Annotated in this window: 37 protein-coding genes; 1 reads left to right on the top strand and 36 read right to left on the bottom strand. The window is 60.7% G+C overall.

Going from position 1 to position 26255, the window contains the following annotated elements; all coding sequences use genetic code 11:
• Nucleotides 1-13: 13 nt before the first annotated feature.
• From ACOAPY_RS03550 to ACOAPY_RS03540, 3 genes are all read right to left on the bottom strand, one after another.
• On the bottom strand, nt 14-412 hold the full coding sequence (locus ACOAPY_RS03550) for a hypothetical protein (protein ID WP_465155030.1): 399 nt from the start codon (nt 410-412) through the stop codon (nt 14-16).
• Between the two features lie 111 nt (nt 413-523).
• Nucleotides 524-1018, bottom strand: a complete 495-nt coding sequence (locus ACOAPY_RS03545; RefSeq protein WP_021703063.1) for a single-stranded DNA-binding protein — start codon at nt 1016-1018, stop codon at nt 524-526.
• Between the two features lie 9 nt (nt 1019-1027).
• Entirely contained in the window at nt 1028-2422 is a 1395-nt protein-coding gene (locus ACOAPY_RS03540; RefSeq protein ID WP_465155029.1) for an MFS transporter, read from the bottom strand.
• Between the two features lie 283 nt (nt 2423-2705).
• On the opposite strand from ACOAPY_RS03540, the gene uvrA reads away from it, so the two are divergent.
• A complete protein-coding gene (uvrA, locus tag ACOAPY_RS03535) occupies nt 2706-5540 on the top strand; it encodes an excinuclease ABC subunit UvrA (protein WP_465155028.1) in 2835 nt (944 codons plus the stop codon).
• Between the two features lie 57 nt (nt 5541-5597).
• Here the strand turns inward: uvrA and katG are convergent, their stop codons facing one another.
• From katG to rpsL, 33 genes are all read right to left on the bottom strand, one after another.
• Nucleotides 5598-7748 carry a catalase/peroxidase HPI gene (gene katG, locus ACOAPY_RS03530; RefSeq protein ID WP_465155027.1) on the bottom strand — a complete coding sequence of 717 codons (2151 nt, stop codon included), beginning with the start codon at nt 7746-7748 and terminating at the stop codon, nt 5598-5600.
• A gap of 218 nt (nt 7749-7966) precedes the next feature.
• Nucleotides 7967-8356 carry a 50S ribosomal protein L17 gene (gene rplQ, locus ACOAPY_RS03525; protein ID WP_021702687.1) on the bottom strand — a complete coding sequence of 130 codons (390 nt, stop codon included), beginning with the start codon at nt 8354-8356 and terminating at the stop codon, nt 7967-7969.
• A 43-nt stretch (nt 8357-8399) separates the two neighbouring features.
• A complete protein-coding gene (locus tag ACOAPY_RS03520) occupies nt 8400-9401 on the bottom strand; it encodes a DNA-directed RNA polymerase subunit alpha (RefSeq protein ID WP_277690651.1) in 1002 nt (333 codons plus the stop codon).
• Between the two features lie 22 nt (nt 9402-9423).
• Nucleotides 9424-10044: a 30S ribosomal protein S4 gene (gene rpsD / locus ACOAPY_RS03515; RefSeq protein WP_021702689.1), complete on the bottom strand. Its 621-nt coding sequence runs from the start codon at nt 10042-10044 to the stop codon at nt 9424-9426.
• Nucleotides 10045-10060: 16 nt separating this feature from the next.
• Nucleotides 10061-10450, bottom strand: coding sequence for a 30S ribosomal protein S11 (gene rpsK / locus ACOAPY_RS03510; RefSeq protein ID WP_021702690.1), 390 nt, complete (start codon nt 10448-10450; stop codon nt 10061-10063).
• A 30-nt stretch (nt 10451-10480) separates the two neighbouring features.
• Nucleotides 10481-10837, bottom strand: coding sequence for a 30S ribosomal protein S13 (gene rpsM / locus ACOAPY_RS03505; RefSeq protein WP_021702691.1), 357 nt, complete (start codon nt 10835-10837; stop codon nt 10481-10483).
• A gap of 133 nt (nt 10838-10970) precedes the next feature.
• On the bottom strand, nt 10971-11087 hold the full coding sequence (gene rpmJ / locus ACOAPY_RS03500; RefSeq protein ID WP_043217073.1) for a 50S ribosomal protein L36: 117 nt from the start codon (nt 11085-11087) through the stop codon (nt 10971-10973).
• Between the two features lie 31 nt (nt 11088-11118).
• Nucleotides 11119-12447 (bottom strand): preprotein translocase subunit SecY, encoded by a 1329-nt coding sequence (gene secY, locus ACOAPY_RS03495; protein ID WP_076580075.1) that lies wholly within the window; start codon nt 12445-12447, stop codon nt 11119-11121.
• Nucleotides 12448-12882 carry a 50S ribosomal protein L15 gene (gene rplO, locus ACOAPY_RS03490; protein ID WP_021702693.1) on the bottom strand — a complete coding sequence of 145 codons (435 nt, stop codon included), beginning with the start codon at nt 12880-12882 and terminating at the stop codon, nt 12448-12450.
• Between the two features lie 3 nt (nt 12883-12885).
• Complete coding sequence (rpmD, locus tag ACOAPY_RS03485) at nt 12886-13062, bottom strand: 50S ribosomal protein L30 (protein ID WP_021702694.1); 177 nt, start codon at nt 13060-13062, stop codon at nt 12886-12888.
• A gap of 2 nt (nt 13063-13064) precedes the next feature.
• On the bottom strand, nt 13065-13595 hold the full coding sequence (gene rpsE, locus ACOAPY_RS03480; RefSeq protein WP_076426758.1) for a 30S ribosomal protein S5: 531 nt from the start codon (nt 13593-13595) through the stop codon (nt 13065-13067).
• 3 nt (nt 13596-13598) lie between these two features.
• The gene (gene rplR / locus ACOAPY_RS03475; protein WP_021702696.1) at nt 13599-13949 is read right to left on the bottom strand and encodes a 50S ribosomal protein L18; all 351 of its coding nucleotides are present in this window, start codon (nt 13947-13949) and stop codon (nt 13599-13601) included.
• A gap of 10 nt (nt 13950-13959) precedes the next feature.
• The gene (rplF, locus tag ACOAPY_RS03470) at nt 13960-14493 is read right to left on the bottom strand and encodes a 50S ribosomal protein L6 (RefSeq protein WP_076426757.1); all 534 of its coding nucleotides are present in this window, start codon (nt 14491-14493) and stop codon (nt 13960-13962) included.
• Nucleotides 14494-14505: 12 nt separating this feature from the next.
• Nucleotides 14506-14898: a 30S ribosomal protein S8 gene (gene rpsH / locus ACOAPY_RS03465; RefSeq protein ID WP_021702698.1), complete on the bottom strand. Its 393-nt coding sequence runs from the start codon at nt 14896-14898 to the stop codon at nt 14506-14508.
• A gap of 175 nt (nt 14899-15073) precedes the next feature.
• Complete coding sequence (rpsN, locus tag ACOAPY_RS03460) at nt 15074-15379, bottom strand: 30S ribosomal protein S14 (RefSeq protein WP_021702699.1); 306 nt, start codon at nt 15377-15379, stop codon at nt 15074-15076.
• Nucleotides 15380-15391: 12 nt separating this feature from the next.
• Nucleotides 15392-15931, bottom strand: a complete 540-nt coding sequence (gene rplE / locus ACOAPY_RS03455; RefSeq protein WP_021702700.1) for a 50S ribosomal protein L5 — start codon at nt 15929-15931, stop codon at nt 15392-15394.
• Between the two features lie 19 nt (nt 15932-15950).
• Nucleotides 15951-16265, bottom strand: coding sequence for a 50S ribosomal protein L24 (gene rplX, locus ACOAPY_RS03450; protein WP_021702701.1), 315 nt, complete (start codon nt 16263-16265; stop codon nt 15951-15953).
• A 12-nt stretch (nt 16266-16277) separates the two neighbouring features.
• Nucleotides 16278-16646: a 50S ribosomal protein L14 gene (gene rplN / locus ACOAPY_RS03445; protein ID WP_003243907.1), complete on the bottom strand. Its 369-nt coding sequence runs from the start codon at nt 16644-16646 to the stop codon at nt 16278-16280.
• A 22-nt stretch (nt 16647-16668) separates the two neighbouring features.
• On the bottom strand, nt 16669-16935 hold the full coding sequence (gene rpsQ / locus ACOAPY_RS03440; protein WP_076426755.1) for a 30S ribosomal protein S17: 267 nt from the start codon (nt 16933-16935) through the stop codon (nt 16669-16671).
• Nucleotides 16936-16937: 2 nt separating this feature from the next.
• Nucleotides 16938-17129, bottom strand: a complete 192-nt coding sequence (gene rpmC, locus ACOAPY_RS03435) for a 50S ribosomal protein L29 (RefSeq protein WP_021702703.1) — start codon at nt 17127-17129, stop codon at nt 16938-16940.
• Nucleotides 17129-17542, bottom strand: coding sequence for a 50S ribosomal protein L16 (rplP, locus tag ACOAPY_RS03430; protein WP_021702704.1), 414 nt, complete (start codon nt 17540-17542; stop codon nt 17129-17131). Before rplP ends, rpmC begins: the two co-directional genes overlap by 1 nt.
• Nucleotides 17543-17554: 12 nt before the next feature.
• Entirely contained in the window at nt 17555-18241 is a 687-nt protein-coding gene (gene rpsC, locus ACOAPY_RS03425) for a 30S ribosomal protein S3 (protein WP_021702705.1), read from the bottom strand.
• A 13-nt stretch (nt 18242-18254) separates the two neighbouring features.
• Complete coding sequence (gene rplV / locus ACOAPY_RS03420; protein WP_003210077.1) at nt 18255-18587, bottom strand: 50S ribosomal protein L22; 333 nt, start codon at nt 18585-18587, stop codon at nt 18255-18257.
• 13 nt (nt 18588-18600) lie between these two features.
• Nucleotides 18601-18876 carry a 30S ribosomal protein S19 gene (gene rpsS, locus ACOAPY_RS03415; RefSeq protein WP_003448728.1) on the bottom strand — a complete coding sequence of 92 codons (276 nt, stop codon included), beginning with the start codon at nt 18874-18876 and terminating at the stop codon, nt 18601-18603.
• 16 nt (nt 18877-18892) lie between these two features.
• Nucleotides 18893-19714, bottom strand: coding sequence for a 50S ribosomal protein L2 (gene rplB / locus ACOAPY_RS03410; protein WP_076426754.1), 822 nt, complete (start codon nt 19712-19714; stop codon nt 18893-18895).
• A 14-nt stretch (nt 19715-19728) separates the two neighbouring features.
• The gene (gene rplW, locus ACOAPY_RS03405) at nt 19729-20028 is read right to left on the bottom strand and encodes a 50S ribosomal protein L23 (protein ID WP_021702707.1); all 300 of its coding nucleotides are present in this window, start codon (nt 20026-20028) and stop codon (nt 19729-19731) included.
• Nucleotides 20025-20627, bottom strand: a complete 603-nt coding sequence (gene rplD / locus ACOAPY_RS03400) for a 50S ribosomal protein L4 (protein WP_021702708.1) — start codon at nt 20625-20627, stop codon at nt 20025-20027. Before rplD ends, rplW begins: the two co-directional genes overlap by 4 nt.
• A 14-nt stretch (nt 20628-20641) precedes the next feature.
• The gene (gene rplC, locus ACOAPY_RS03395) at nt 20642-21277 is read right to left on the bottom strand and encodes a 50S ribosomal protein L3 (protein ID WP_076580073.1); all 636 of its coding nucleotides are present in this window, start codon (nt 21275-21277) and stop codon (nt 20642-20644) included.
• A gap of 83 nt (nt 21278-21360) precedes the next feature.
• Entirely contained in the window at nt 21361-21672 is a 312-nt protein-coding gene (rpsJ, locus tag ACOAPY_RS03390) for a 30S ribosomal protein S10 (RefSeq protein WP_003243886.1), read from the bottom strand.
• A gap of 152 nt (nt 21673-21824) precedes the next feature.
• Nucleotides 21825-23018, bottom strand: a complete 1194-nt coding sequence (gene tuf, locus ACOAPY_RS03385) for an elongation factor Tu (RefSeq protein WP_021702710.1) — start codon at nt 23016-23018, stop codon at nt 21825-21827.
• Nucleotides 23019-23048: 30 nt separating this feature from the next.
• Nucleotides 23049-25178, bottom strand: a complete 2130-nt coding sequence (gene fusA, locus ACOAPY_RS03380) for an elongation factor G (RefSeq protein ID WP_076580071.1) — start codon at nt 25176-25178, stop codon at nt 23049-23051.
• Between the two features lie 30 nt (nt 25179-25208).
• Nucleotides 25209-25679, bottom strand: a complete 471-nt coding sequence (gene rpsG, locus ACOAPY_RS03375) for a 30S ribosomal protein S7 (protein WP_021702712.1) — start codon at nt 25677-25679, stop codon at nt 25209-25211.
• A gap of 106 nt (nt 25680-25785) precedes the next feature.
• Nucleotides 25786-26157 carry a 30S ribosomal protein S12 gene (rpsL, locus tag ACOAPY_RS03370; protein ID WP_021217014.1) on the bottom strand — a complete coding sequence of 124 codons (372 nt, stop codon included), beginning with the start codon at nt 26155-26157 and terminating at the stop codon, nt 25786-25788.
• Between the last annotated feature and the right edge of the window lie 98 nt (nt 26158-26255).

Raw genomic sequence — 26255 nt, 5'->3', positions numbered from 1 at the left:
AAAAAAGACAGCGCTATGCCCTCGCACGGAGGGCGCTGGATGGCTGGATCAGGAATATGGCCGGTGGGGCCCTTCCGGGTGGCGCCACCAGGAACGGCGGGCTGAGGCTCAGCGCCTCGGCAAAGCACGGCCGCTCGGACGCGGCAACGGGCGGCCGCGGTGGGGTGAAGGGGAACGACTGCAAGCTGGCCAGATGGGCGCCACACTGCACGCAGGGCAACTGGTGCGCGGCGACGCTGCCCTTGCCTTCCTCGCCGAGCTGCCACTGGATGCCCTGCGAGGTGCACAGCAGCATGAAGCCGCCTTCGCTCATCTGCGGCAATGCCCACAGCGGCATGCTCACGCGCAGGAGCATGCCCACCAGGGCAAAGGCGTAGAGCCAATCGCGGAAATTGCGGCTGAGCGGGTTCATGAGCCCGGCATTCTAGCGGCACGGCCAGGGCAGCGCGCCGGACACGGCGTCGCACCCCGCGGGCATGAAAAAGCCCGCACTGGGCGGGCTTCTAGTGGGACCTGACGCAGCTTAGAACGGGATATCGTCGTCGAAGCTGTCGAAGTCCTGGGCCGGCTGCTGGGCGGCTGGTTGCGGCGCCGGACGCGGGGCGGCCTGTTGCGGGGCCGGGCGCGACTGCTGCTGACGCGGGGCGTAGTCGCCACCGCCTTCCTGGTTGCCACCACGGCCGCCGAGCAGCTGCAGGGTGCCGTTCATGTCGACCACGATCTCGGTGGTGTAGCGCTTGACGCCGTCCTTCTCCCACTCGCGGGTCTGCAGGCGGCCTTCGACGTAGCACTGGCTGCCCTTGCGCAGGTACTCGCCGGCGATCTCGGCGAGCTTGCCGAAGAACACCACGCGGTGCCATTCGGTACGGTCCTGCTGCTGGCCGGTCTGCTTGTCCTTCCAGCTGTCGGTGGTGGCCAGGGTGATGTTGGTCACCGCATTGCCATTGGGCAGGTAACGGGTTTCCGGGTCGCCGCCGACGTTGCCGATCAGAATGACTTTGTTAACCCCACGGGCCATTTCGTTCTCCTAAGCTGAATGCGTCCCCGCGGCCTCTTCGAGCACTTGCTCGAGCAACGCGCGGTCCAATTGTTGGGTGTCCACTTTGATGTACAACGCGGCCTCCTCGGCCACCACGATGGCGTCGCTGACGCCGGGTATCGCGAGGAGTCGCCCCACCAGTCCGCTGTCGGCCAGCGCCGTCTCGGCAAGCGGGCGGCGCAGACTGGTCACATAAGGCGGCTCGCGCATAGTAGCAGCTGCCAGCAGCCAGAAAACCCCCAGCAATGCACAGCCGACGAACACCAGGCCGAGGCCGCCGTGCTGGTACAGCCAGCCGCCCAGAATGCCGCCCAGCGCGGCGCCGAGGAACTGGCTGGTGGAGTACACGCCCATGGCCGTGCCCTTGCCGCCGGCCGGCGCCACCTTGCTCACCAGCGAAGGCAGCGAGGCCTCCAGCAGGTTGAAGGCGGTGAAGAACAGGATGAAGCCCAGCACCAGCGCCTTGAGCCCGTGGCCGAAGGCCCAGAAGTACAGCTCGCAGAGCACCAGCACGGCCACCGCGCCACACAGCACGCGCTTCATCCGGCGTTTTTTCTCGGCATAGATGATGAACGGCACCATGCCGAAGAAGCCGACCAGCAGCGCGCTGAGATAGACCCACCAGTGCTCTTCCTTGGCCAGCCCGCCCTCCTCCACCAGCGCCAGCGGCAGGGCGACGAAACTGGCCATGAGGATGGCGTGCAGTACACCGATGCCCAGGTTCAGGCGCAGCAGCTCGGGGTTACGCAAAGTCGGCCGCAGCGCCTGGCGTGCCACCCCGGACTCGCGGTGCTGCAGCGTAGTGGAGGCACGCGGCACGAACAGGGCGATGATCAGCATGCCGACCAGCGCCATGCCGGCAGTGGCCCAGAACAACCCGGAGAGGCCAAAGGCGCGGGTCAGCAGCGGGCCGACCACCATGGCGACAGCGAACGAAAGGCCGATGCTCATGCCGATCATGGCCATGGCCTTGGTGCGGTGCTGTTCACGGGTCAGGTCGGAGAGCAGCGCCATCACCGCCGCCGAGATGGCTCCGGCGCCCTGCAGCACACGCCCGGCGATCACGCCCCAGATGGAGTCGGCGGTGGCCGCCAGGGCGGCGCCGGCGGCGAAGATCAGCAGGCCGATATAGATGACCGGCAGGCGGCCGATGCGGTCGGAGATCACGCCAAAGGGAATCTGCAGCAGTGCCTGGGTCAGGCCGTAGGCACCGATGGCCAGGCCGATCAGCGCCGGGGTAGCGCCGGCCAGGTCGGTGCCGTAAGTCGCCAGTACCGGCAGGACCATGAACATGCCCAGCATGCGGAAGGCGAACACCAGGGCCAGGCCACCGGCGGCGCGCGTTTCGCTGGCGCTCATGCGTTCGCTGTGCGGATCGTGCATGGAAAAACCCTGAACAAATTGGCCGGCGATTCTAGCAGCCATCCCAGCGCCGATACAGGCGCGGCGCTTTGCCGCGCGACGACGGCCGGCCGTATACTGCGTGGTTTCCGCCCGCCCACCTGCGAGGCGCCTCTGAAAGCGTTGGCGAGGCAGCCAGCGCAAGGCAGAAGCAGGCAAAGAGGCGCAGTTTACGAGCAGTAAATGAGCACTCTGATCGGACTCGCGCCCGAGCGTGCTTTTAACGCAGCGATGGCAACGCAGATAGCTTTTAGAGGTTCCCTAAGTGGACAAGATTCTGATCCGGGGCGCTCGCACCCATAACCTGAAAAACGTCGACCTGACCCTGCCGCGCGACAAGCTGATCGTGATCACCGGCCTGTCCGGTTCCGGCAAGTCGTCGCTGGCCTTCGACACTCTCTACGCCGAGGGCCAGCGCCGCTACGTCGAGTCGCTGTCGGCCTACGCCCGGCAGTTCCTGTCGATGATGGAGAAGCCCGACGTCGACACCATCGAGGGCCTCTCCCCGGCCATCTCCATCGAGCAGAAGTCGACCTCGCACAACCCGCGCTCGACGGTGGGCACCATCACCGAGATCTACGACTACCTGCGCCTGCTCTACGCCCGCGTCGGCATCCCGCGCTGCCCGGACCACGACGTGCCGCTGGAAGCGCAGACCGTCAGCCAGATGGTCGACCAGGTGCTGACCCTGCCCGAGGGCCGCAAGCTGATGCTGCTGGCCCCGGTGATCCGCGAGCGCAAGGGCGAGCACCTGGCGGTGTTCGAAGAGCTGCGCGCCCAGGGCTTCGTCCGCGCCCGGGTCAACGGCAAGCTCTACGAGCTGGACGAGCTGCCCAAGCTGGACAAGCAGAAGAAGCACAGCATCGACGTGGTGGTGGACCGCTTCAAGGTGCGCGAGGACCTGCAGCAGCGCCTGGCCGAATCCTTCGAGACCGCCATCAAGCTGGCCGACGGCATCGCCCTGGTCGCCCCCATGGACGACGAAGAGGGTGACGAGATCATCTTCTCCGCGCGCTTCGCCTGCCCGCACTGCGGCCACTCGATCAGCGAGCTGGAACCCAAGCTGTTCTCCTTCAACAACCCGGCCGGCGCCTGCCCGACCTGCGACGGCCTGGGCGTTAAGCAGTTCTTCGACGCCAAGCGCCTGGTCAACGGCGAGCTGACCCTGGCCGAAGGTGCCATCCGCGGCTGGGACCGGCGCAACGTCTACTACTTCCAGATGCTCGGCTCGCTGGCCGCGCACTACGGTTTCAGCCTCGACGAGCCATTCGACGACCTGGCCGCCGAGCACCAGAAAGTCATCCTGTTCGGCAGCGGCACGCAGAACGTCGACTTCAAGTACCTCAACGACCGCGGCGACATCGTCAAACGTTCGCACCCCTTCGAGGGCATCATCCCCAACCTCGAACGCCGTTACCGCGAGACCGAGTCGGCCACCGTGCGCGAGGAGCTGGCCAAGTTTCTCAGCACCCAGCCCTGCCCGGACTGCCGCGGCACCCGTCTGCGTCGCGAGGCGCGCCACGTGTGGGTCGGCGAGCGCACCTTGCCGGCCGTCACCGGCCTGCCGGTCGGCGAGGCCTGCGACTACTTCGGCGGCATGAGCCTGACCGGCCGCCGCGGCGAGATCGCCGAGAAGATCCTCAAGGAAATCCGTGAACGCCTGCAGTTCCTGGTCAACGTCGGCCTCGACTACCTGACCCTGGACCGCAGCGCCGACACCCTGTCCGGTGGCGAAGCCCAGCGTATCCGCCTGGCCAGCCAGATCGGCGCCGGCCTGGTCGGCGTGATGTACATCCTCGACGAGCCGTCCATCGGCCTGCACCAGCGCGACAACGAGCGCCTGCTGGGCACCCTCACCCACCTGCGCAACCTGGGCAACACGGTGATCGTGGTCGAGCATGACGAAGACGCCATCCGCCTGGCCGACTACGTGGTCGATATCGGCCCCGGCGCCGGCGTGCACGGCGGCCGCGTGGTCGCCGAGGGCACCCCGGATGAGGTGATGAACCACCCCGACTCGCTGACCGGCAAGTACCTCTCCGGCCGCGAAAAGATCCGCTACCCGGCCACCCGCACCCCGCGCGACAAGAAGAAGCTGCTCAAGCTCAAGGGCGCGCGCGGCAACAACCTGCGCAACGTCGACCTGGAGATCCCGGTCGGCCTGCTCACCTGCGTGACTGGCGTCTCCGGCTCGGGCAAGTCGACGCTGATCAACAACACCCTGTTCCCGCTCACCGCCACCGCGCTGAACGGCGCCACCACCCTGGAAGCCGCCCCGCACGACTCGTTCGACGGCCTGCAGCACCTGGACAAGGTGGTCGACATCGACCAGAGCCCGATCGGCCGTACGCCGCGTTCCAACCCCGCGACCTACACCGGCCTGTTCACCCCGATCCGCGAACTGTTCGCCGGTGTGCCCGAGTCGCGCTCGCGCGGCTACGGCCCGGGCCGTTTCAGCTTCAACGTCAAGGGCGGTCGCTGCGAGGCCTGCCAGGGCGACGGCGTGATCAAGGTGGAGATGCACTTCCTCCCGGACATCTACGTGCCGTGCGACGTGTGCAAGGGCAAGCGCTACAACCGCGAAACCCTGGAAGTGAAGTACAAGGGCAAGAGCATCACCGAGGTGCTCGACATGACCATCGAAGAAGCCCGCGAGTTCTTCGATGCCGTGCCGGCCCTGGCGCGCAAGCTGCAGACCCTGGTCGACGTCGGCCTGTCCTACATCAAGCTGGGGCAGAGTGCGACCACGCTGTCCGGCGGCGAGGCGCAGCGGGTCAAGCTGAGCCGCGAGCTGAGCAAGCGCGATACCGGCAAGACCCTGTATATCCTCGACGAGCCGACCACCGGCCTGCACTTCGCCGATATCCAGCAGTTGCTTGACGTGCTGCACCGCCTGCGCGACCACGGCAACACCGTGGTGGTCATCGAGCACAACCTGGACGTAATCAAGACCGCCGACTGGATCGTCGACCTCGGCCCCGAGGGCGGCTCCAAGGGCGGCATGATCATCGCCACCGGCACCCCGGAGGACGTGGCAGCCAACCCGGCATCGCACACCGGTCACTTCCTCAAGCCGTTGCTGGAACGCGACCGCGTCTGACCTTCGCCCAAATGAAAAAGCCCCGCCGATGCGGGGCTTTTTCTTGTTGCCGGTGAATCAGGCCAGATCGAAGCGATCCAGGTTCATCACCTTGGTCCAGGCCGCGACGAAGTCCCTGACCAGCTTCTGCTGGCCGTCGGCACTGGCGTACACCTCGGCATAGGCCCGCAGGATCGAGTTGGAGCCGAAGATCAGATCGTTGCGGGTACCGCTGTACTTCACCTGGCCGGTCTTGCGGCACTTGCCTTCGAACAGCTCGGCATCGGCGCCAGTCGCCTTCCACTCCACTCCCATGTCCAGCAGGTTGACGAAGAAGTCGTTGGACAGCACGCCAACCTTGTCGGTGAACACGCCATGCGCGCTGCCGTCATGGTTGGCGCCCAGCACACGCAGACCACCGACCAGCGCGGTCAGCTCGGGGGCAGTCAGGGTCAGCAGTTGCGCCTTGTCGATCAGCAGCGCCTCGGTCGGCACGCCCAGGTTGCCCTTGTTGTAGTTGCGGAAGCCATCGGCCACCGGCTCCAGCGCGGCGAAAGACTCGACATCGGTCTGATCCTGCCGGGCATCGACCCGACCAGGCGCGAACGGCACATCGACGCTGACGCCGGCGGCCTTGGCAGCCTGTTCCACGCCCACGTTACCGGCGAGCACCAGCACGTCCGCAAGGGATGCCTTGCCGGAGGCCTTCTGGATCTCCACCAGCTTGGGCAGGGCCTTGATCGCCCGCTGGTTGACGGCCCAGTCCTTCTGCGGCGCCAGCGCCAGGCGCGCACCATTGGCGCCACCACGCTTGTCGCTGCCACGGAAACTGGAGGCCGACGCCCAAGCCACCGACACCAGATCACCCACCGACAGGCCGGAGGCGGCGATCTTCGCCTTGAGGTCGGCGATATCGGCGGCACTCGGGTTGTGCGTGGCTGCCGGCAGCGGGTCCTGCCAGATCAGGTCTTCCTTCGGCACTTCCGGGCCCAGGTAGCGTGCCTTCGGCCCCATGTCGCGGTGAGTCAGCTTGAACCAGGCGCGAGCGAAGGCATCGGCGAAGGCCTGCGGATCATCCAGGAAGCTCTTGGAGATCCTGCCGAACTCGGGATCGAAGCGCAGCGTCAGGTCGGTAGTGAGCATCGTTGGCTTGTGGAATTTGCCCGGGATATGCGCATCCGGAATGATCTCCGGGGCATCCTTGGCGACCCACTGCTTGGCGCCGGCAGGCGACTTGGTCAGCTCCCACTCGTACTTGAACAGGTTCTCGAAGAAGTTGTTGCTCCACAGCGCCGGGGTCTTGGTCCAGGTCACCTCGATGCCGCTGGAGATGGTGTCCTTGCCATGGCCACTGCCGAAGTTGCTCATCCAGCCCAGGCCCTGCGCCTCGATCGGCGCAGCTTCCGGCTCCGGGCCCTTGTGCGACTCAGGCGCGGCACCGTGGGCCTTGCCGAAGGTGTGACCACCGGCGATCAGGGCAACGATCTCCTCGTCGTTCATGGCCATGCGGTAGAAGGTGGCGCGGATGTCCTTGGCCGCTTCCAGATAGTCGCCGCTGGCATTCGGCCCTTCCGGGTTCACATAGATGAGGCCCATGTGGGTAGCGCCAAAGGGACCGTTCAGCTCGCGAGTGTCCTTGACCCGCTCCGGGTCGACCCCCAGCCACTGCATCTCGGCGCCCCAGTTGACGTCCTGGTCCGGTTCCCAGGTGTCCTCACGGCCACCGGCAAAGCCGAAGGTACGGAAGCCCATGGACTCCAGCGCGACGTTGCCGGCGAGGATGAACAGGTCCGCCCAGGAAATCTGCTGGCCGTACTTCTGCTTGATCGGCCACAGGAGGCGGCGCGACTTGTCGATGTTGACGTTGTCCGGCCAGGAATTGAGCGGCGCGAAGCGCTGCTGGCCACGACCGCCGCCGCCACGGCCATCGGTGGTGCGGTAGGTACCGGCGGAGTGCCAGGCCATGCGGATGAACTGCGGACCATAGTGGCCGAAGTCGGCGGGCCACCAGTCCTGAGAATCGGTCATCAACTTCACAAGATCGGTCTTGAGCGCCTTGTAGTCGAGCCTCTTGAAGGCTTCGGCGTAGTTGAACTGCTCGCCGAGCGGGTTGGACTTTTCCGAATGCTGGTTGAGCAGATCCACGCGAAGCTGGTTGGGCCACCAGTCCCGGTTCGAGGTGCCGCCACCGGCGACGTGGTGGAACGGACATTTACCTGGGTTCGACATTGTTCTCTCCTTTTTTCATCGGGTCGGTCCCTTCAACTGCGGCCGACGATGGGAGAAGACTAGACCCGAGCAGGAAAGAGGGCCAATTTATGAAAAGCAATAAACCGATAGCTTTTATCTCTCAAAAGCCCCTTTCATCGGCGCGCCGGACGGGAATGCCAACGCCAGAAAGCAAAAAACCGGGCACAGGGCCCGGTTTCTTGTGGAGCGGAAGCAGCTTATTCAGCGGCTTCTACAGCTTCGCCAGCAACCTGACGGTCAACCAGCTCGACGTACGCCATAGGGGCGTTGTCGCCAGCGCGGAAACCGCACTTGAGGATGCGCAGGTAGCCGCCCTGACGGGTGGCGTAACGCTTGCCCAGGTCGTTGAACAGCTTGCCGACGATGGCTTTCGAACGGGTACGGTCGAATGCCAGACGACGGTTGGCGACGCTGTCTACCTTGGCCAGGGTGATCAGCGGCTCGGCAACGCGGCGCAGTTCCTTGGCTTTCGGCAGGGTGGTTTTGATCAGTTCGTGTTCGAACAGCGACACCGCCATGTTCTGGAACATGGCCTTGCGGTGGGCGCTGGTGCGGCTCAGGTGACGGCCACTTTTACGATGACGCATGATTAATTCCTTACCAAACTTTCGGTTCGGTGATTACGGACGATCAGGCAGTAGCCTTATCGTCCTTCTTCAGACTTGCCGGCGGCCAGTTGTCGAGGCGCATGCCGAGGGACAGACCACGGGAGGCCAGGACGTCCTTGATCTCGGTCAGGGACTTCTTGCCCAGGTTCGGAGTCTTGAGCAGCTCTACTTCGGTGCGCTGAATCAGATCACCGATGTAGTAGATGTTCTCCGCCTTGAGGCAGTTGGCCGAACGTACGGTCAGCTCGAGGTCGTCAACCGGACGCAGGAGGATCGGATCGATCTCGTCTTCCTGCTCGACCACTACCGGCTCACTGTCGCCCTTCAGATCAACGAAGGCCGCCAGCTGGTGCTGGAGGATGGTCGCGGCACGACGGATGGCCTCTTCAGGATCCAGGGTGCCGTTGGTTTCCAGGTCGATGACCAGCTTGTCCAGGTTGGTACGCTGCTCGACGCGGGCGTTCTCCACCACGTATGCCACACGACGGACCGGGCTGAACGAGGAGTCCAGCTGCAGACGGCCGATGCTACGGCTTTCGTCTTCATCGCTCTGACGGGCATCAGCCGGCTCGTAGCCACGGCCACGACGCACGGTGAGTTTCATGTTCAGAGCGCCGTTGTCCGCCAGGTTGGCGATTACGTGATCGCCGTTGACGATCTCGACGTCGTGATCCAGCTGGATATCGGCAGCAGTGACCACACCCGAGCCCTTTTTGGCCAGAGTCAGGGTGACTTCGTCACGACCGTGCAGCTTGATGGCCAGACCTTTCAGGTTGAGCAGGATCTCAATCACATCTTCCTGCACGCCTTCGATAGCGGAGTACTCGTGGAGTACGCCGTCGATCTCGGCCTCGACTACTGCACAGCCAGGCATGGAGGACAACAGGATGCGACGCAGCGCGTTGCCCAGGGTATGGCCAAAACCACGCTCGAGAGGCTCGAGGGTGATCTTGGCGCGGGTCGGACTGACCGCCTGAACGTCGATGTGACGGGGGGTCAGGAACTCATTTACCGAAATCTGCATGGATGCACCTATTTTCTAGCCCTTACTTGGAGTAGAGCTCGACAATCAGGCTTTCGTTGATGTCGGCGGACAGATCGCTGCGAGCCGGGACGCTTTTGAACACGCCAGACTTCTTCTCAGCATCCACTTCAACCCACTCAACGCGACCACGCTGGGCGCACAGCTCGAGAGCCTGGGCAACGCGCAGCTGGTTCTTGGCCTTTTCGCGAACTGCCACGACGTCACCAGCTTTGACCTGGTAGGACGGGACGTTCACGGTCGAACCGTTCACGGTGATGGCTTTGTGCGATACCAGCTGACGGGATTCGGCGCGGGTGGCACCAAAGCCCATGCGGTAAACCACGTTGTCCAGACGGCATTCCAGCAGCTGCAGCAGGTTCTCACCGGTAGCGCCTTTCTTACGGGCAGCTTCCTTGTAGTAACCGCTGAACTGACGCTCCAGCACGCCGTAGATACGACGGACTTTCTGCTTCTCACGCAGCTGGGTACCGTAGTCGGACTGGCGACCACGGCGAGCGCCGTGCTGACCAGGAGCCGATTCGATATTGCACTTGGATTCGAGCGCGCGCGCACCACTCTTCAGGAAGAGATCGGTGCCTTCACGACGAGACAGTTTGCACTTGGGACCAATGTAACGAGCCATTCTTCACTGTCTCCTATTACACGCGACGCTTCTTCGGCGGACGGCACCCGTTGTGCGGGATAGGCGTCACGTCGGTGATGCTGGCGATTTTGTAGCCGCAGGCGTTCAGAGCACGCACAGCGGATTCGCGACCCGGGCCCGGGCCCTTGACGTTAACGTCGAGGTTCTTCAGGCCGTATTCCAGAGCAGCCTGGCCAGCACGCTCGGCAGCCACCTGGGCAGCGAACGGAGTGGACTTACGGGAGCCGCGGAAACCGGAGCCACCGGAGGTAGCCCAGGACAGAGCGTTGCCCTGACGGTCAGTGATGGTCACGATGGTGTTGTTGAAAGACGCGTGGATATGGGCGATGCCATCCACCACTGTCTTTTTGACTTTCTTACGAGTACGAGCAGCAGGCTTAGCCATGACTTATTTCCTGTCGATTCGCGGGCGCAATTACTTGCGGATCGGCTTACGCGGGCCCTTACGGGTGCGCGCGTTGGTCTTGGTGCGCTGACCGCGGACCGGAAGGCCACGGCGGTGACGCAGACCGCGGTAGCAGCCCAGGTCCATCAGACGCTTGATTTTCATGTTGATTTCGCGGCGCAGGTCACCCTCGGTGGTGAGTTTGGCGACTTCGCCACGCAGCTGCTCGATCTGCTCGTCAGAGAGATCTTTGATCTTTGCCGCCGGATTGACACCGGTGGTTGCACAGATTTTCTGCGCAGTGGTGCGACCAACACCGTAGATGTAGGTCAGCGAGATAACAGTGTGCTTGTTATCCGGAATGTTGACGCCTGCAATACGGGCCATTCAGTGGAACTCCAATTGACAGCTACCCACGCCCTGGAAGCCAAGAAATAGGGCGCGCGATATTAACGCTGTAATAACAAAGAATCAACCCGGCAGCGCACTAGCTGCCGGGCTCATTACGCGTGAATCACACTCAGCCTTGGCGCTGCTTGTGACGCGGCTCCGCGCTGCAGATCACGCGCACGACGCCGTCGCGACGAATGACCTTGCAGTTGCGGCACAGCTTCTTGACCGATGCACGAACTTTCATCAGTAACTCCTAGAACCTTACGGACGCTATATCAGCGGAGCATGCCGCCGCCATAGCCCTTCAGGTTGGCTTTCTTCATCAGGGATTCGTACTGGTGCGAAACGAGGTGAGATTGCACTTGGGCCATAAAGTCCATCACAACCACGACCACGATCAGCAACGAGGTCCCGCCAAGGTAGAACGGAACGTTGGCAGCCACCTGCAGGAACTGCGGGAGGAGGCAAACGGCCGTCATGTAAAGAGCACCGAACATGGTCAAGCGGGTCAGCACGCCATCGATATAGCGCGCGGATTGCTCACCCGGACGGATACCCGGAATAAAGGCACCGGACTTCTTCAGGTTTTCCGCTACGTCTTTCGGATTGAACATCAGCGCCGTGTAGAAGAAGCAGAAGAAGATGATCCCTGCACTAAACAGCAGAATGTTCAACGGCTGACCGGGAGCGATGGCCTGCGAAATATCCTGCAGCCAGCCCATACCTTCGGACTGACCGAACCAGGTCCCCAGCGAAGCCGGGAACAGCAGGAGACTGCTGGCAAAGATGGCCGGGATTACGCCCGCCATGTTCACCTTCAACGGCAGGTGGCTGGTCTGCGCGGCAAAGACCTTGCGGCCCTGCTGACGCTTGGCGTAGTGCACCGCAATGCGACGCTGGCCACGCTCAATGAACACCACGAAACCGATGATCGCTACCGCCAGCAGGCCGATGGCAATCAGGGCGAAGATGTTGATGTCACCCTGACGAGCAGACTCGAAAGACTGCCCGATTGCCGACGGCAGACCGGCCACGATGCCTGCAAAAATCAGCATCGAGATACCGTTGCCAACACCGCGCTCGGTGATCTGCTCGCCCAGCCACATCATGAACATGGCACCGGCCACGAAGGTCGTCACCGCCACGAAGTGGAAGCCGAAATCAACCGAAAACGCTACGCCCTGACTGGCCAGGCCGACGGACATGCCGACCGCCTGAATAATCGCCAGGACGAGAGTGCCGTAGCGGGTGTACTGGCTGATCTTGCGACGGCCAGCTTCCCCTTCCTTTTTCAACTGCTCCAGCTGCGGGCTGACGGCAGTCATCAGCTGCATGATGATCGAGGCCGAAATGTACGGCATGATCCCCAGCGCGAAGATGCTCATCCGCTCCAGCGCGCCGCCGGAAAACATGTTGAACAGGCTAAGAATGGTCCCCTCGTTCTGCCGGAACAGGTCGGCCAGCCGGTCAGGGTTGATTCCGGGCACCGGAATGTGCGCGCCGATCCGATAGACGATGATCGCCAGGAACAGAAAACGCAGTCGAGCCCAGAGCTCGGACAACCCGCCATTGCTGAGCGCGGAGAGAGCACCTTGCTTAGCCATTTAGTCCTCGAACTTGCCGCCAGCTGCTTCGATGGCCGCACGCGCACCCTTGGTGGCGGCGATACCTTTCAGGGTGACCGCACGAGTAACCTCGCCGGACAGCATGACTTTCACACGCTGTACGTTTTGGTTGATCACGTTGGCATCCTTCAGCGACTGCACAGTAACGACGTCGCCTTCCACCTTGGCCAGCTCGGAGGTACGCACTTCGGCGCGATCCATGGCTTTCAGGGAAACGAAGCCGAACTTCGGCAGACGGCGGTGCAGCGGCTGCTGGCCACCCTCGAAGCCCGGGGCGATGGAGCCACCGGTACGAGAGGTCTGACCCTTGTGGCCGCGGCCACCGGTTTTGCCCAGACCGCTACCGATGCCACGGCCCGGACGGTGCTTCTCGCGACGGGCACCCGGCGCGGAACGCAGATCGTTCAGTTGCATGGATTAACCCTCTACACGCAGCAGGTAGTAAGCCTTGTTGATCATGCCGCGGTTTTCAGGAGTGTCCTGAACTTCGACGGAGTGACCAATGCGACGCAGGCCCAGGCCCTTGACGCAAGCTTTGTGGTTGGCCAGACGGCCGTTGGTGCTCTTGATCAGAGTAACTTTGACGGTAGCCATGATCAGAGAATCTCCTCGACGCTCTTGCCGCGCTTGGCAGCCACGGACTCCGGCGACTGCATGGCTTTCAGACCCTTGAAGGTGGCATACACCACGTTCACCGGGTTGGTGGAGCCATAGCACTTGGCCAGAACGTTCTGCACGCCAGCCACTTCCAGAACGGCACGCATGGCGCCACCGGCGATGATGCCGGTACCTTCGGAAGCCGGCTGCATGAACACGTGGGACGCGCCATGCACAGACTTCATCGGGTATTGCAGAGTGGTGCCGTTCAGGTCGACCTGAATCATGTTGCGACGCGCAGCTTCCATCGCTTTCTGGATGGCGGCCGGCACTTCGCGGGATTTACCGCGACCGAAACCAACGCGACCCTTGCCATCACCCACCACGGTCAGCGCGGTGAAGGTGAAGATACGGCCGCCTTTTACGGTCTTGGCAACGCGATTAACCTGGACCAGCTTCTCGATGTAGCCTTCGCCCTGGGCGTCGTCACCGCGATTGTCGCGATCGCGCTTTTGCTCGTGATTTGCCATAACTTAGAACTCCAGCCCGCCTTCACGAGCAGCATCAGCCAGCGCCTTCACGCGGCCGTGGTACTTGAAGCCAGAACGGTCGAACGCCACCTGGGTTACACCAGCGGCTTTCGCGCGCTCGGCAACCAGCTGACCGACTTTCTTGGCCGCGTCGACGTTGCCAGTGGCGCCGTCACGCAGTTCTTTGTCCAGGGTCGAGGCGCTGGCCAGAACCTTGGCGCCGTCGGCCGAAATGACCTGGGCGTAGATGTGCTGGGAAGAGCGGTACACGCTGAGGCGTACGGTTTCCAGCTCGCGCATTTTCAGGCGTGCCTTGCGAGCGCGACGCAGACGAGTTTCTTTCTTTTCGCTCATTTGCTATGCCCTACTTCTTCTTAGCTTCTTTGCGACGTACGACTTCGTCGGAATAACGCACGCCTTTGCCTTTGTACGGCTCAGGACGACGGAAGTCGCGGATCTCCGCAGCCACCTGACCGACCAGCTGCTTGTCGATGCCCTTGATCAGGATATCGGTCTGGCTGGGGGTTTCAGCGGTAACGCCTTGCGGCAGTTCGTAGTCGATCGGGTGGGAGAAGCCCAGCGCGAGGTTCAGTACCTGGCCTTTGGCCTGGGCCTTGTAACCCACACCGACCAGCTGCAGCTTGCGCTCGAAGCCTTGGCTCACGCCAATAACCATGTTGTTGACCAGTGCACGAGTGGTACCGGCCATAGCGCGGTTCTGCTGATCGCCATTGCGGGCGGCAAAACGCAGCTCACCAGCCTCCTGGATGATCTCCACGGACGAGTGCACATTCAGTTCCAGGGTGCCCTTGGCGCCCTTGATCGAAAGCTGCTGGCCTGCGAGTTTGACCTCGACACCTGCCGGCAGCTTAACGGGGTTCTTAGCGACGCGAGACATGCTTATCCCCCCTTAGAACACGGTGCAGAGCACTTCACCGCCGACACCGGCAGCGCGTGCAGCGCGATCAGTCATCACACCTTTGTTGGTGGAGACGATGGAAACGCCCAGACCGCCACGAACTTTCGGCAGCTGGTCGACAGGCTTGTACTGGCGCAGGCCAGGACGGCTGACGCGCTTCACTTCTTCGATGACCGGACGGCCTTCGAAATACTTCAGCTCGATGGACAGCTGCGGCTTGGCGTCGCTGCTGACCTGGTATCCCGCGATGTAACCTTCGTTCTTGAGAACGTTGGCTACTGCCACCTTCAGCTTGGAAGACGGCATGCTTACTACCGACTTTTCAGCCATCTGGGCATTACGGATACGAGTTAGCATGTCCGCTAACGGGTCCTGCATACTCATGGGCTAGATGCTCCTGATACAAAAAGAACAGCCTTTCGGCTGGAACCATCCACGAGCTCGGCAAATGCCAGGCTCAGGAGAGCCGGACATTCTAGAGATCGATCAAAAATGAATCAAGCCCCAAAAGGGGCTTGATCGATAAAACAAAGCCGGCACTAGGCCGGCTTCGCTTTCATTACCAGCTGGCTTTCACCAGACCCGGTACGTCACCGCGCATCGCAGCTTCGCGCAGCTTGTTACGACCGAGGCCGAACTTGCGGTACACGCCGTGCGGACGGCCGGTGATGCGGCAACGGTTACGCAGGCGGCTGGCGCTGGCGTCACGCGGTTGCTTTTGCAGGGCGATCTGGGCTTCCCAACGCTGCTCCGGAGTGGAGTTCGGGTTGGCAATCACAGCTTTGAGCTCAGCACGCTTCTTAGCGAACTTGGCAACCGTCAGCTGACGCTTCAGCTCGCGGTTTTTCATGCTCTTCTTGGCCATTTCCTACTCCAATCAGTTGCGGAACGGGAACTTGAAGGCGCGCAGCAGGGCGCGACCTTCATCGTCCGTACGGGCGGTGGTGGTCAGGGTGATGTCCAGACCACGCAGAGCATCGATCTTGTCGTAATCGATTTCCGGGAAGATGATCTGCTCTTTGACACCCATGCTGTAGTTGCCACGACCATCGAAGGACTTGGCATTCAGGCCGCGGAAGTCACGCACGCGCGGCAGGGAGATGGAGAGCAGGCGATCCAGGAATTCGTACATGCGATCGCGACGCAGGGTCACCTTGACACCGATCGGCCAACCTTCACGAACCTTGAAGCCAGCAATGGACTTGCGGGCGAAGGTCACGACAGGCTTTTGACCGGTGATCTTTTCCAGGTCGGCAACAGCGTTTTCGATGATTTTCTTGTCACCGATCGCTTCGCCAAGACCCATGTTCAGGGTGATTTTGGTAACGCGCGGAACTTCCATCACGTTGGCCAGCTGAAGTTCTTCCTTCAGCTTGGGCGCGATTTCTTTCCGGTAAATCTCTTTCAGTCGTGCCATGGTGTTTTACCTATGATTCTCAAGCGCCAACCGGCTTTTGGGTGGACTTGAAGACACGAATTTTCTTACCGTCTTCGACTTTGAAACCAACGCGGTCAGCCTTGTTGGTTTCGCCGTTGAAGATAGCGACGTTGGAAACGTGCAGCGGCGCCTCTTTCTCGACGATACCGCCCTGAACACCAGCCATCGGGTTCGGTTTGGTATGACGCTTGACGAGGTTGATGCCGCCGACGATCAGACGATCGTCAGCCAGCACTTTCAGCACCTTGCCACGCTTGCCCTTGTCTTTGCCGGCGATGACGATGATCTCGTCGTCACGACGAATCTTTTGCATGACGGCTTCTCCTTAGAGCACTTCGGGGGCGAGCGAGACGATCTTCATGAACTTCTCGGAACGCAGTTCACGAGTCACCGGCCCGAAGATACGGGTGCCGATCGGCTCTTGCTTGTTGTTCAGCAGAACAGCGGCGTTGCCATCGAAGCGGATGATCGAGCCATCGGCACGGCGTACGCCGTGACGGGTGCGGACCACAACAGCGGTCATCACCTGGCCTTTCTTCACCTTGCCGCGCGGAATCGCTTCCTTCACGGTGACCTTGATGATGTCGCCGATACCGGCATAACGACGGTGCGAACCACCAAGGACCTTGATGCACATAACGCGACGAGCACCGCTGTTGTCAGCGACGTCGAGCATGGATTGAGTCTGAATCATATCTTTCTCCGACCCTTAGTCCTTAGACTTCCACGGCACGTTCGACGATTTCCACCAGGGCCCAGGACTTGGTCTTGGCCAGCGGACGGGTCTCACGAATGGTGACCTTGTCGCCGATTTTGCACTGGTTGGTTTCGTCGTGGGCGTGCAGCTTGGTCGAGCGCTTCACGTACTTACCGTAGATCGGGTGCTTAACGCGACGCTCGATCAGAACGGTGATGGTCTTGTCCATTTTGTCGCTGACGACACGGCCGGTCAGCGTACGGACGGTTTTCTCTGCTTCAGCCATGATCACTTACCTGCCTGCTGGTTGAGCACAGTTTTCACGCGAGCGATGTCGCGCTTCACTTGCGAGAGCAGGTGAGACTGCCCCAACTGACCAGTCGCCTTCTGCATGCGCAGATTGAACTGGTCGCGCAGCAGGCCGAGCAGTTGCTCGTTCAGCTGCTGAACCGATTTTTCACGGAGTTCTTTCGCTTTCATCACATCACCGTCCGCTTAACAAAGGAGGTGGCGAGGGGCAGCTTTGCAGCAGCCAGGGCGAAAGCCTCACGCGCCAGCTCTTCCGGAACACCTTCGATCTCGTACAGCACCTTGCCCGGCTGGATCTGGGCTACCCAGTACTCGACACCACCCTTACCTTTACCCATACGAACTTCGAGGGGCTTTTTGGTAACCGGCTTGTCCGGGAACACGCGGATCCAGATTTTACCGCCACGCTTCACGTGACGGGTCAGGGCACGACGGGCTGCTTCGATTTGACGAGCAGTCAGGCGACCACGGGAAACAGCTTTCAGGGCGAATTCGCCGAAGCTGACCTTGCTACCGCGCTGAGCCAGACCACGGTTGTGGCCGGTCATTTGCTTGCGGAATTTTGTACGCTTGGGTTGCAGCATTTTGCGTACTCCTTACTTAGCAGCTTTTTTACGCGGCGCCGGAGCGGCAGGCTTGGACTCTTCCAGCTGGCCACCAATGACCTCGCCTTTGAAGATCCACACCTTCACACCGATCACACCGTAAGTGGTGTGCGCTTCGTAGGTGGCGTAATCGATATCGGCACGCAGGGTGTGCAGGGGCACACGACCTTCGCGATACCATTCGGTACGGGCGATTTCCGCACCACCGAGACGACCGCTTACCTGGATCTTGATGCCCTTGGCACCAATACGCATGGCGTTCTGTACGGCGCGCTTCATGGCGCGACGGAACATAACGCGGCGCTCCAGCTGCTGAGCAACGCTCTGAGCTACCAGCATACCGTCGAGTTCCGGCTTGCGGATCTCTTCGATGTTGATGTGCACCGGCACACCCATTTGCTTGGTCAGGTCCTGACGCAGCTTCTCAACATCTTCACCTTTCTTGCCGATCACAATGCCGGGACGAGCGGTGTGGATGGTGATGCGTGCGGTTTGAGCCGGACGAGCGATGTCGATGCGGCTTACGGACGCGCTTTTTAGTTTGTCCTGGAGATACTCACGAACCTGCAGGTCGGCCAGCAGATAATCAGCGTATTGACGCTTTTCTGCGTACCAGACGGAGGTGTGCTCCTTGACGATTCCCAGGCGGATGCCAACGGGATGTACTTTCTGACCCATCTGATCGACTCCGTTACTTGTCCGCAACCTTGACAGTGATATGGCAAGACCGCTTGACGATGCGATCAGCACGGCCTTTGGCACGCGGCATGATGCGCTTAAGCGAACGCCCCTCGTTGACGAAAACGGTGCTGACCTTCAGGTCATCAACGTCTGCGCCTTCGTTGTGCTCGGCGTTGGCAACGGCCGACTCCAGCACTTTCTTGATGATCTCGGCGGCTTTCTTCGAACTGAAAGCCAGCAGGTTGAGCGCTTCGCCCACCTTCTTCCCGCGGATCTGGTCGGCGACCAAGCGGGCTTTCTGGGCGGAGATTCGAGCGCCCGACAGCTTAGCGGCTACTTCCATCTTTCCTTACCCCTTAACGCTTGGCTTTCTTGTCCGCAGCGTGCCCACGATAAGTGCGGGTACCAGCGAACTCGCCGAGTTTGTGGCCGACCATGTCTTCGTTCACGAGGACCGGGACATGCTGACGACCGTTATGCACAGCGATGGTCAGACCGACCATCTGCGGCAGAATGATGGAGCGACGCGACCAGGTTTTAACCGGCTTGCGATCGTTCTTTTCCACCGCCACTTCGATCTTCTTCAGTAGGTGAAGATCGATAAAAGGACCTTTTTTCAGAGAACGCGGCACTGTCGTATCCCTCTAATTACTTACGGCGGCGAACGATCATGTTGTCGGTACGCTTGTTCGCACGGGTCTTCGCACCCTTGGTCGGGAAGCCCCACGGCGAAACCGGGTGACGACCACCAGAGGTACGACCCTCACCACCACCATGCGGGTGGTCGACCGGGTTCATGGCAACACCACGAACGGTCGGGCGAACGCCGCGCCAACGCTTGGCACCGGCTTTACCCAGGGAACGCAGGCTGTGCTCGGAGTTGGATACTTCACCCAGGGTTGCACGGCACTCGGAGAGGACCTTGCGCATCTCGCCGGAGCGCAGACGCAGGGTGACGTAGGCACCTTCACGGGCTACCAGCTGAGCAGAAGCACCAGCGGAACGAACCAGCTGAGCACCTTTACCCGGCTTCAGCTCGATACCGTGAACGGTCGAACCAACAGGGATATTGCGCAGCGGCAGGCAGTTACCGGCCTTGATCGGAGCAGCAGCACCGGATACCAGTTGATCGCCAGCGCTCACGCCTTTCGGGGCGATGATGTAGCGACGCTCACCGTCGGCATATTTCAGCAGAGCGATGTGGGCGGTACGGTTCGGATCGTATTCCACGCGCTCAACGACGGCGGGAATGCCATCCTTGTTGCGACGGAAGTCGACCAGACGGTAGTGCTGCTTGTGGCCACCGCCGATGTGGCGAGTGGTGATACGACCGTTGTTGTTACGGCCGCCAGTCTTCGACTTCTTCTCGAGCAGCGGAGCATAAGGAGCGCCTTTGTGCAGCTCCTGATTGACCACTTTGACCACGAAACGGCGGCCAGCGGAAGTCGGTTTGCATTTAACGATTGCCATGATGCGCCCCTACCTTACTCAGCACTGCTGGTGAAATCGAGATCTTGGCCAGCCTGGAGGGAGACATATGCCTTCTTCCAGTCGTTGCGCTTGCCCAGACCGCGAGCGGTACGCTTGGTCTTGCCCTGTACATTGACAGTGCGGACCTCGTCCACTTTTACGCTGAACAGGCTTTCAACGGCCTTCTTGATTTCCAGCTTGGTTGCATCAACGGCAACCTTGAAAACGAATTGGCTCTTACCATCTGCCAGCACGGAGGCTTTCTCGGAGATGTGCGGGCCAACCAGCACTTTGAATACGCGTTCCTGGTTCATGCCAGCAGCTCCTCGAATTTCTTCACGGCCGACACGGTTACCAGCACTTTGTCGAAGGCGATCAGGCTGACCGGATCGGTGCCTTGAACGTCACGAACATCAACGTGCGGCAGGTTGCGCGCAGCCAGGTACAGATTCTGGTCAACGGCCTCGGTGACGATCAGCACATCGCTCAGACCCATGCCGTTAAGCTTGCCCAGCAGAGCCTTGGTTTTCGGAGCTTCAACAGCGAAGTCTTCAACCACGACCAGACGATCCAGACGAACCAGCTCGGAGAGGATGGAGCGCAGAGCAGCGCGGTACATCTTCTTGTTCAGCTTCTGGCTGTGATCCTGCGGCTTGGCAGCGAAGGTCACGCCACCGCCACGCCAGATCGGGCCAACGCTGGAACCGGAACGAGCACGACCAGTGCCCTTCTGGCGCCACGGCTTTTTGCCACCACCGGTGACTTCAGCGCGAGTTTTCTGAGCACGAGTGCCCTGACGACCGCCAGCCATGTAGGCGACGACTGCCTGGTGCACCAGAGTCTCGTTGAACTCACCACCGAAAGTGCGCTCGCTGACTTCGATAGCCTGAGCGCCATTTACATTCAGTTGCATCTCAGCTTCCCCTATTAACCGCGAGCTTTGACAGCCGGACGCACCAGCACGTCGCCACCGGTAGCGCCCGGAACGGCACCCTTGACCAGCAGCAGATTACGCTCGGCGTCGACACGGACCACTTCCAGGGACTGCACGGTCACGCGCTCGGCGCCAAGATGACCGGACATTTTCTTGCCCTTGAATACACGACCAGGAGTCTGGCACTGGCCGATGGAGCCCGGAGCGCGGTGGGAAACGGAGTTACCGTGGGTATTGTCCTGACCGCGGAAGTTCCAGCGCTTGATGGTACCGGCATAGCCTTTACCTTTGGACTCACCGGTAACGTCTACCAGCTGGCCAGCTTGGAACAGTTCGGCAGTAATCTGATCGCCAGCCTGGTACTCGCCTTCTTCCAGGCGGAATTCCCAGACGCCACGACCAGCAGCGACATTAGCCTTGGCGAAGTGACCGGCCTGAGCCTTGGTAACGCGGGAAGCACGACGCTCGCCCACGGTTACCTGCACAGCACGGTAGCCATCGCTTTCTTCGGATTTGAACTGGGTGACGCGATTCGGCTCGATCTCAATGACCGTGACCGGAATGGAGACACCTTCTTCGGTGAAAATGCGGGTCATGCCGCATTTACGACCGACTACACCAATAGTCATGTTGTAAACCTCATGAGTGTACGGGGCTTTCACCCGCTATGGCCGCCCATTTCAGAGCGTTACACGACTAAAACCGCCAGGTTTTAGCCGAGGCTGATCTGCACTTCCACGCCTGCCGCAAGGTCGAGCTTCATCAGCGCGTCGACGGTTTTATCCGTCGGCTGAACGATGTCCAGCACACGCTTGTGGGTACGAATTTCGTACTGATCACGCGCGTCTTTGTTGACGTGCGGGGAGATCAGAACGGTGTACCGCTCTTTGCGAGTAGGCAGAGGAATAGGACCACGCACCTGAGCACCAGTACGTTTCGCGGTTTCCACGATTTCCTGGGTGGATTGATCGATCAGGCGATGGTCAAAAGCCTTCAACCGAATACGGATTTGTTGGTTTTGCATTTTGACCTCAGACTCTATCTCTGCTTTCCCCAACGGACGGACTACGCCCGTTAAAAGGAGGCGTGATTGTACGGATGCCCCCCGGGGGTGTCAACTTTTAACCAGTTAAAAGAAAAGGGCCCCGAAGGGCCCCTTTCTCCAGCAGTCGTCGATTACTCGATGACTTTGGCAACCACGCCGGCACCAACGGTACGGCCGCCTTCGCGAATTGCGAAACGCAGGCCGTCGTCCATGGCGATCGGCTTGATCAGGGTGACAACCATTTTGATGTTGTCGCCCGGCATTACCATCTCAACGCCTTCCGGCAGTTCGCACGAACCGGTTACGTCGGTGGTACGGAAGTAGAACTGCGGACGGTAGCCCTTGAAGAACGGGGTGTGACGACCACCTTCTTCCTTGGACAGAACGTACACTTCAGCTTCGAACTTGGTGTGCGGCTTGATGGTGCCCGGCTTGGCCAGAACCTGGCCACGCTCGACTTCATCACGCTTGGTGCCGCGCAGCAGCACGCCGCAGTTCTCGCCAGCACGACCTTCGTCGAGCAGCTTGCGGAACATTTCAACGCCGGTGCAGGTGGTCTTGGTGGTCGGACGCAGACCGACGATCTCGATCTCTTCCTGAACCTTGACGATACCGCGCTCAACGCGACCGGTTACCACGGTGCCGCGACCGGAGATCGAGAACACGTCTTCGATCGGCATCAGGAACGGCATGTCGATGGCACGAACCGGCTCAGGGATGTAGGCATCCAGAGTCTCGACCAGCTTCTTAACAGCGCTGGTGCCCATCTCGTTGTCATCCTGGCCGTTCAGAGCCATCAGAGCGGAACCGATGATGATCGGAGTGTCGTCACCCGGGAAGTCATAGGTGGACAGCAGGTCGCGAACTTCCATCTCGACCAGCTCCAGCAGTTCGGCGTCGTCAACCATGTCGGCCTTATTCAGGAACACGACGATGTAAGGAACGCCTACCTGACGGGACAGCAGGATGTGCTCACGGGTTTGCGGCATCGGGCCATCGGCAGCCGAGCAAACCAGGATCGCGCCGTCCATCTGAGCAGCACCGGTGATCATGTTCTTCACGTAGTCGGCGTGGCCCGGGCAGTCAACGTGCGCGTAGTGGCGAACAGCCGAGTCGTACTCAACGTGAGCGGTGTTGATGGTGATACCGCGAGCCTTCTCTTCCGGAGCCGAGTCGATCTTGTCGAAGTCGACCTTGGCCGAACCGAAAACTTCGGAGCAGACGCGGGTCAGAGCAGCGGTCAGGGTGGTTTTACCGTGGTCAACGTGACCGATGGTGCCAACGTTGACGTGCGGTTTGTTACGTTCGAATTTTTCCTTAGCCACGACAGTAAACCTCTTACTTAAAGGGCGGGATTAGCCTTGTTTTTTAACCAGCGCTTCGACGATGTTCGACGGAGCTTCTGCGTACTTGGAGAATTCCATGGAGTAGCTGGCGCGACCCTGAGACATGGAACGAACGTCGGTCGCATAACCGAACATCTCGCCCAGCGGAACTTCGGCACGGATTACCTTACCGGAAACCGAATCTTCCATACCCTGGATCAGACCACGACGACGGTTCAGGTCACCCATCACGTCACCCATGTAGTCCTCGGGAGTCACTACTTCGACCTTCATGATCGGCTCCAGCACCTTGCCGCCACCCTTCTGGGCCAGCTGCTTGGTCGCCATGGACGCAGCGATCTTGAACGCCATCTCGTTGGAGTCGACGTCGTGGTAGGAACCATCGAACACGGTCGCCTTCAGGCCGATCAGCGGATAACCGGCAACGACGCCGTTCTTCATCTGCTCTTCGATACCCTTCTGGATAGCCGGGATGTATTCCTTCGGAACCACACCACCCACAACCTCGTTGGCGAACACCAGACCTTCGGTGATGTTGCCCTTCTCGTCCACATCAGCGGCAGAGAAGCGGATCCAGCAGTGACCGAACTGACCACGACCACCGGACTGACGAACGAACTTGCCTTCGATCTCGACGTTAACGCCGGTGATGGTTTCACGGTAGGAAACCTGCGGCTTGCCGATGTTGGCCTCGACGCCGAACTCGCGCTTCATGCGGTCGACGAGGATGTCCAGGTGCAGCTCACCCATACCGGAGATGATGGTCTGGCCGGTTTCTTCGTCGGTCTTGACGCGGAACGACGGGTCTTCCTGGGCCAGCTTGCCCAGAGCGATACCCATCTTCTCCTGGTCAGCCTTGGTCTTCGGCTCAACAGCTACCGAGATTACCGGCTCCGGGAAGTCCATACGCTCGAGGATGATCGGCTTCTCGATGTCGCACAGGGTGTCACCGGTGGTGACGTCCTTCATACCGATCAGAGCCGCGATGTCGCCAGCGCGCACTTCTTTGATCTCGTCACGCTGGTTGGCGTGCATCTGCACCATACGACCAACGCGCTCTTTCTTGCCCTTGACCGAGTTCAGAACCGAGTCACCAGAGCTCAGGAAGCCCGAGTAGACGCGCACGAAGGTCAGAGTACCCACGAACGGGTCGGTTGCGATCTTGAACGCCAGAGCGGAGAACGGCTCGGCATCGTCGGCATGACGCTCGTCGTGGATTTCGTTGTCATCAGTGCTGTCCGGGTGAACGCCCTGGATGGCAGGGATTTCGGTCGGAGCAGGCAGGAAGTCGATGACGGCGTCGAGAACCAGGGGCACGCCCTTGTTCTTGAACGAGGAACCGCAGACAGCCGGGACGATTTCGCAGGCGATGGTACGAGCACGCAGGCCAGCCTTGATCTCTTCGATCGACAGCTCACCTTCTTCCAGGTACTTGTTCATCAGCTCTTCGCTGGCCTCGGCAGCCGCCTCGACCATGTTGCTGCGCCACTCGGTGGCCAGGTCGACCAGCTCGGCAGGGATCTCTTCCTCACGGTAAGAGGTGCCCTTGTCGTCTTCGTTCCAGTAGATGGCCTTCATCTTCATCAGGTCGATCTGACCCTGGAAGTCATCTTCAGCGCCAATGGCCAGCTGAACCGGAACCGGGGTGTGACCCAGGCGGTTCTTGATCTGACCAACGACGCGCAGGAAGTCGGCACCAGCGCGGTCCATCTTGTTCACGTACACGATACGCGGAACACCGTACTTGTTGGCCTGACGCCATACGGTTTCGGACTGCGGCTCAACGCCGGAGGTACCGCAGAACACCACGACCGCACCGTCCAGCACGCGCAGGGAGCGCTCAACTTCAATGGTGAAGTCTACGTGGCCGGGGGTGTCGATGACGTTTACGCGGTACTTGTCGTACTGGCCGCGCGAACCTTCCCAGAAGGTGGTGATCGCCGCGGAAGTGATGGTGATACCACGCTCCTGCTCCTGCACCATCCAGTCGGTGGTCGCAGCGCCGTCGTGTACCTCACCCATCTTGTGACTGAGACCTGTGTAGAACAGGATCCGCTCGGTAGTGGTGGTCTTGCCCGCGTCAACGTGGGCACAGATACCGATGTTCCGGTAGCGGTTAATTGCTGTAGTACGAGCCATAAAGCCCTCGCAAAAGTAGTGATGCCGTAATTAGAAGCGGTAGTGCGAGAAAGCCTTGTTGGCCTCGGCCATACGGTGCACGTCTTCACGCTTCTTGACGGCAGCGCCTTTGCCTTCGAAGGCATCCAGCAGCTCACCAGCCAGGCGCAGAGCCATGGACTTCTCACCACGCTTGCGCGCGCTTTCAACCAGCCAGCGCATGGCCAGGGCGTTACGACGGGACGGACGAACTTCGACCGGAACCTGGTAGGTAGCACCGCCTACACGGCGGGACTTGACTTCGACCAGCGGAGCGATGGCGTCGAGAGCTTTCTCGAAGATTTCCAGGGGATCGCTGTTCTTGCGGGTTTTGACGGTTTCCAGAGCACCGTAAACGATGCGCTCGGCCACGGCCTTTTTACCGCTCTCCATCACGTGGTTCATGAACTTGGCGAGAATCAGGCTTCCGTATTTCGGATCGTCCAGAATCTCACGCTTAGCTGCTACACGACGTCTTGGCATGATAAGCCCTCAAACGGTCTTCAGGTTAGCCCGGGACCATAACCATTCGGTTACGCCCGACCTTACTCTTATCGACTCAATAAAAAGAAAAATGGCGCCCCGAAAATTACTTCGGACGCTTGGTACCGTACTTGGAACGGCCCTGCTTACGGTCTTTAACGCCGGTGGTATCCAGCGAACCGCGCACAGTGTGGTAGCGCACACCCGGAAGGTCTTTTACACGACCGCCACGGATCAGCACGACGCTGTGCTCTTGCAGGTTGTGACCCTCACCACCGATGTAGGAGGTGACTTCAAAACCGTTGGTCAGACGAACACGGCACACCTTACGCAGTGCGGAGTTCGGTTTCTTCGGCGTGGTGGTGTACACACGGGTGCACACGCCACGACGCTGCGGGCAGTTCTGCAGCGCAGGAACGTCGGATTTCTCGACGATACGCTTGCGCGGCTGGCGTACCAGCTGGTTGATAGTTGCCATCTATAAGCTCCACTGTTGTCTTTCGACGCTATTGCCCTAAAGCAAAATGGCAGAGCAAGCGCCCTGCCAAATTTAGGGGTGCATGAGTCTAAAGAGAC

It is taken from the genome of Pseudomonas stagnisoli (assembly GCF_048595745.1).
GTDB classification, from domain to species: Bacteria; Pseudomonadota; Gammaproteobacteria; order Pseudomonadales; family Pseudomonadaceae; genus Aquipseudomonas; species Aquipseudomonas alcaligenes_A.
The sequence above is the reverse complement of the archived record's forward strand: the minus strand, read 5'-3'. Positions and strand labels throughout refer to the sequence as shown.

Excerpts from the sequence above, each read along its gene's own strand:
- ACOAPY_RS03520 (WP_277690651.1), bottom strand. The coding sequence starts at position 9,401 with ATGCAGATTTCGGTAAATGAGTTCCTGACCCCCCGTCACATCGACGTT.
- rplN (WP_003243907.1), bottom strand. The coding sequence starts at position 16,646 with ATGATTCAGACTCAATCCATGCTCGACGTCGCTGACAACAGCGGTGCT.
- rpmJ (WP_043217073.1), bottom strand. The coding sequence starts at position 11,087 with ATGAAAGTTCGTGCATCGGTCAAGAAGCTGTGCCGCAACTGCAAGGTC.
- rplE (WP_021702700.1), bottom strand. The coding sequence starts at position 15,931 with ATGGCACGACTGAAAGAGATTTACCGGAAAGAAATCGCGCCCAAGCTG.
- katG (WP_465155027.1), bottom strand. The coding sequence starts at position 7,748 with ATGTCGAACCCAGGTAAATGTCCGTTCCACCACGTCGCCGGTGGCGGC.
- rplP (WP_021702704.1), bottom strand. The coding sequence starts at position 17,542 with ATGCTGCAACCCAAGCGTACAAAATTCCGCAAGCAAATGACCGGCCAC.
- rpsG (WP_021702712.1), bottom strand. The coding sequence starts at position 25,679 with ATGCCAAGACGTCGTGTAGCAGCTAAGCGTGAGATTCTGGACGATCCG.
- rpsM (WP_021702691.1), bottom strand. The coding sequence starts at position 10,837 with ATGGCCCGTATTGCAGGCGTCAACATTCCGGATAACAAGCACACTGTT.
- rpsE (WP_076426758.1), bottom strand. The coding sequence starts at position 13,595 with ATGGCAAATCACGAGCAAAAGCGCGATCGCGACAATCGCGGTGACGAC.
- rpsH (WP_021702698.1), bottom strand. The coding sequence starts at position 14,898 with ATGAGTATGCAGGACCCGTTAGCGGACATGCTAACTCGTATCCGTAAT.
- rplR (WP_021702696.1), bottom strand. The coding sequence starts at position 13,949 with ATGAGCGAAAAGAAAGAAACTCGTCTGCGTCGCGCTCGCAAGGCACGC.
- ACOAPY_RS03550 (WP_465155030.1), bottom strand. The coding sequence starts at position 412 with ATGAACCCGCTCAGCCGCAATTTCCGCGATTGGCTCTACGCCTTTGCC.
- rplC (WP_076580073.1), bottom strand. The coding sequence starts at position 21,277 with ATGACTATTGGTGTAGTCGGTCGTAAATGCGGCATGACCCGCATTTTC.
- rpsD (WP_021702689.1), bottom strand. The coding sequence starts at position 10,044 with ATGGCTCGTTACATTGGTCCCAAGTGCAAACTGTCTCGTCGTGAAGGC.
- fusA (WP_076580071.1), bottom strand. The coding sequence starts at position 25,178 with ATGGCTCGTACTACAGCAATTAACCGCTACCGGAACATCGGTATCTGT.
- rpsN (WP_021702699.1), bottom strand. The coding sequence starts at position 15,379 with ATGGCCAAGAAGAGCATGAAAAACCGCGAGCTGAAGCGTCAGCTGACG.
- ACOAPY_RS03540 (WP_465155029.1), bottom strand. The coding sequence starts at position 2,422 with ATGCACGATCCGCACAGCGAACGCATGAGCGCCAGCGAAACGCGCGCC.
- rplX (WP_021702701.1), bottom strand. The coding sequence starts at position 16,265 with ATGCAAAAGATTCGTCGTGACGACGAGATCATCGTCATCGCCGGCAAA.
- rplQ (WP_021702687.1), bottom strand. The coding sequence starts at position 8,356 with ATGCGTCATCGTAAAAGTGGCCGTCACCTGAGCCGCACCAGCGCCCAC.
- rpsC (WP_021702705.1), bottom strand. The coding sequence starts at position 18,241 with ATGGGTCAGAAAGTACATCCCGTTGGCATCCGCCTGGGAATCGTCAAG.
- rplW (WP_021702707.1), bottom strand. The coding sequence starts at position 20,028 with ATGAACCAGGAACGCGTATTCAAAGTGCTGGTTGGCCCGCACATCTCC.
- rpmC (WP_021702703.1), bottom strand. The coding sequence starts at position 17,129 with ATGAAAGCGAAAGAACTCCGTGAAAAATCGGTTCAGCAGCTGAACGAG.
- ACOAPY_RS03545 (WP_021703063.1), bottom strand. The coding sequence starts at position 1,018 with ATGGCCCGTGGGGTTAACAAAGTCATTCTGATCGGCAACGTCGGCGGC.
- rplO (WP_021702693.1), bottom strand. The coding sequence starts at position 12,882 with ATGCAACTGAACGATCTGCGTTCCGCGCCGGGTGCCCGTCGCGAGAAG.
- rplD (WP_021702708.1), bottom strand. The coding sequence starts at position 20,627 with ATGCAACTGAATGTAAATGGCGCTCAGGCTATCGAAGTCAGCGAGCGC.
- rpsL (WP_021217014.1), bottom strand. The coding sequence starts at position 26,157 with ATGGCAACTATCAACCAGCTGGTACGCCAGCCGCGCAAGCGTATCGTC.
- secY (WP_076580075.1), bottom strand. The coding sequence starts at position 12,447 with ATGGCTAAGCAAGGTGCTCTCTCCGCGCTCAGCAATGGCGGGTTGTCC.
- rpsK (WP_021702690.1), bottom strand. The coding sequence starts at position 10,450 with ATGGCTAAGCCTGCTGCTCGTACTCGTAAGAAAGTCAAAAAGACAGTG.
- rpsQ (WP_076426755.1), bottom strand. The coding sequence starts at position 16,935 with ATGGCTGAAGCAGAGAAAACCGTCCGTACGCTGACCGGCCGTGTCGTC.
- rplV (WP_003210077.1), bottom strand. The coding sequence starts at position 18,587 with ATGGAAGTAGCCGCTAAGCTGTCGGGCGCTCGAATCTCCGCCCAGAAA.
- rplB (WP_076426754.1), bottom strand. The coding sequence starts at position 19,714 with ATGGCAATCGTTAAATGCAAACCGACTTCCGCTGGCCGCCGTTTCGTG.
- rpsJ (WP_003243886.1), bottom strand. The coding sequence starts at position 21,672 with ATGCAAAACCAACAAATCCGTATTCGGTTGAAGGCTTTTGACCATCGC.
- rpmD (WP_021702694.1), bottom strand. The coding sequence starts at position 13,062 with ATGGCTACCGTCAAAGTTACTCTGATCAAGAGCACCAACGGCCGTCTG.
- rplF (WP_076426757.1), bottom strand. The coding sequence starts at position 14,493 with ATGTCTCGCGTCGCTAAGAACCCCGTTAAGCTGCCGGCAGGTGTCGAG.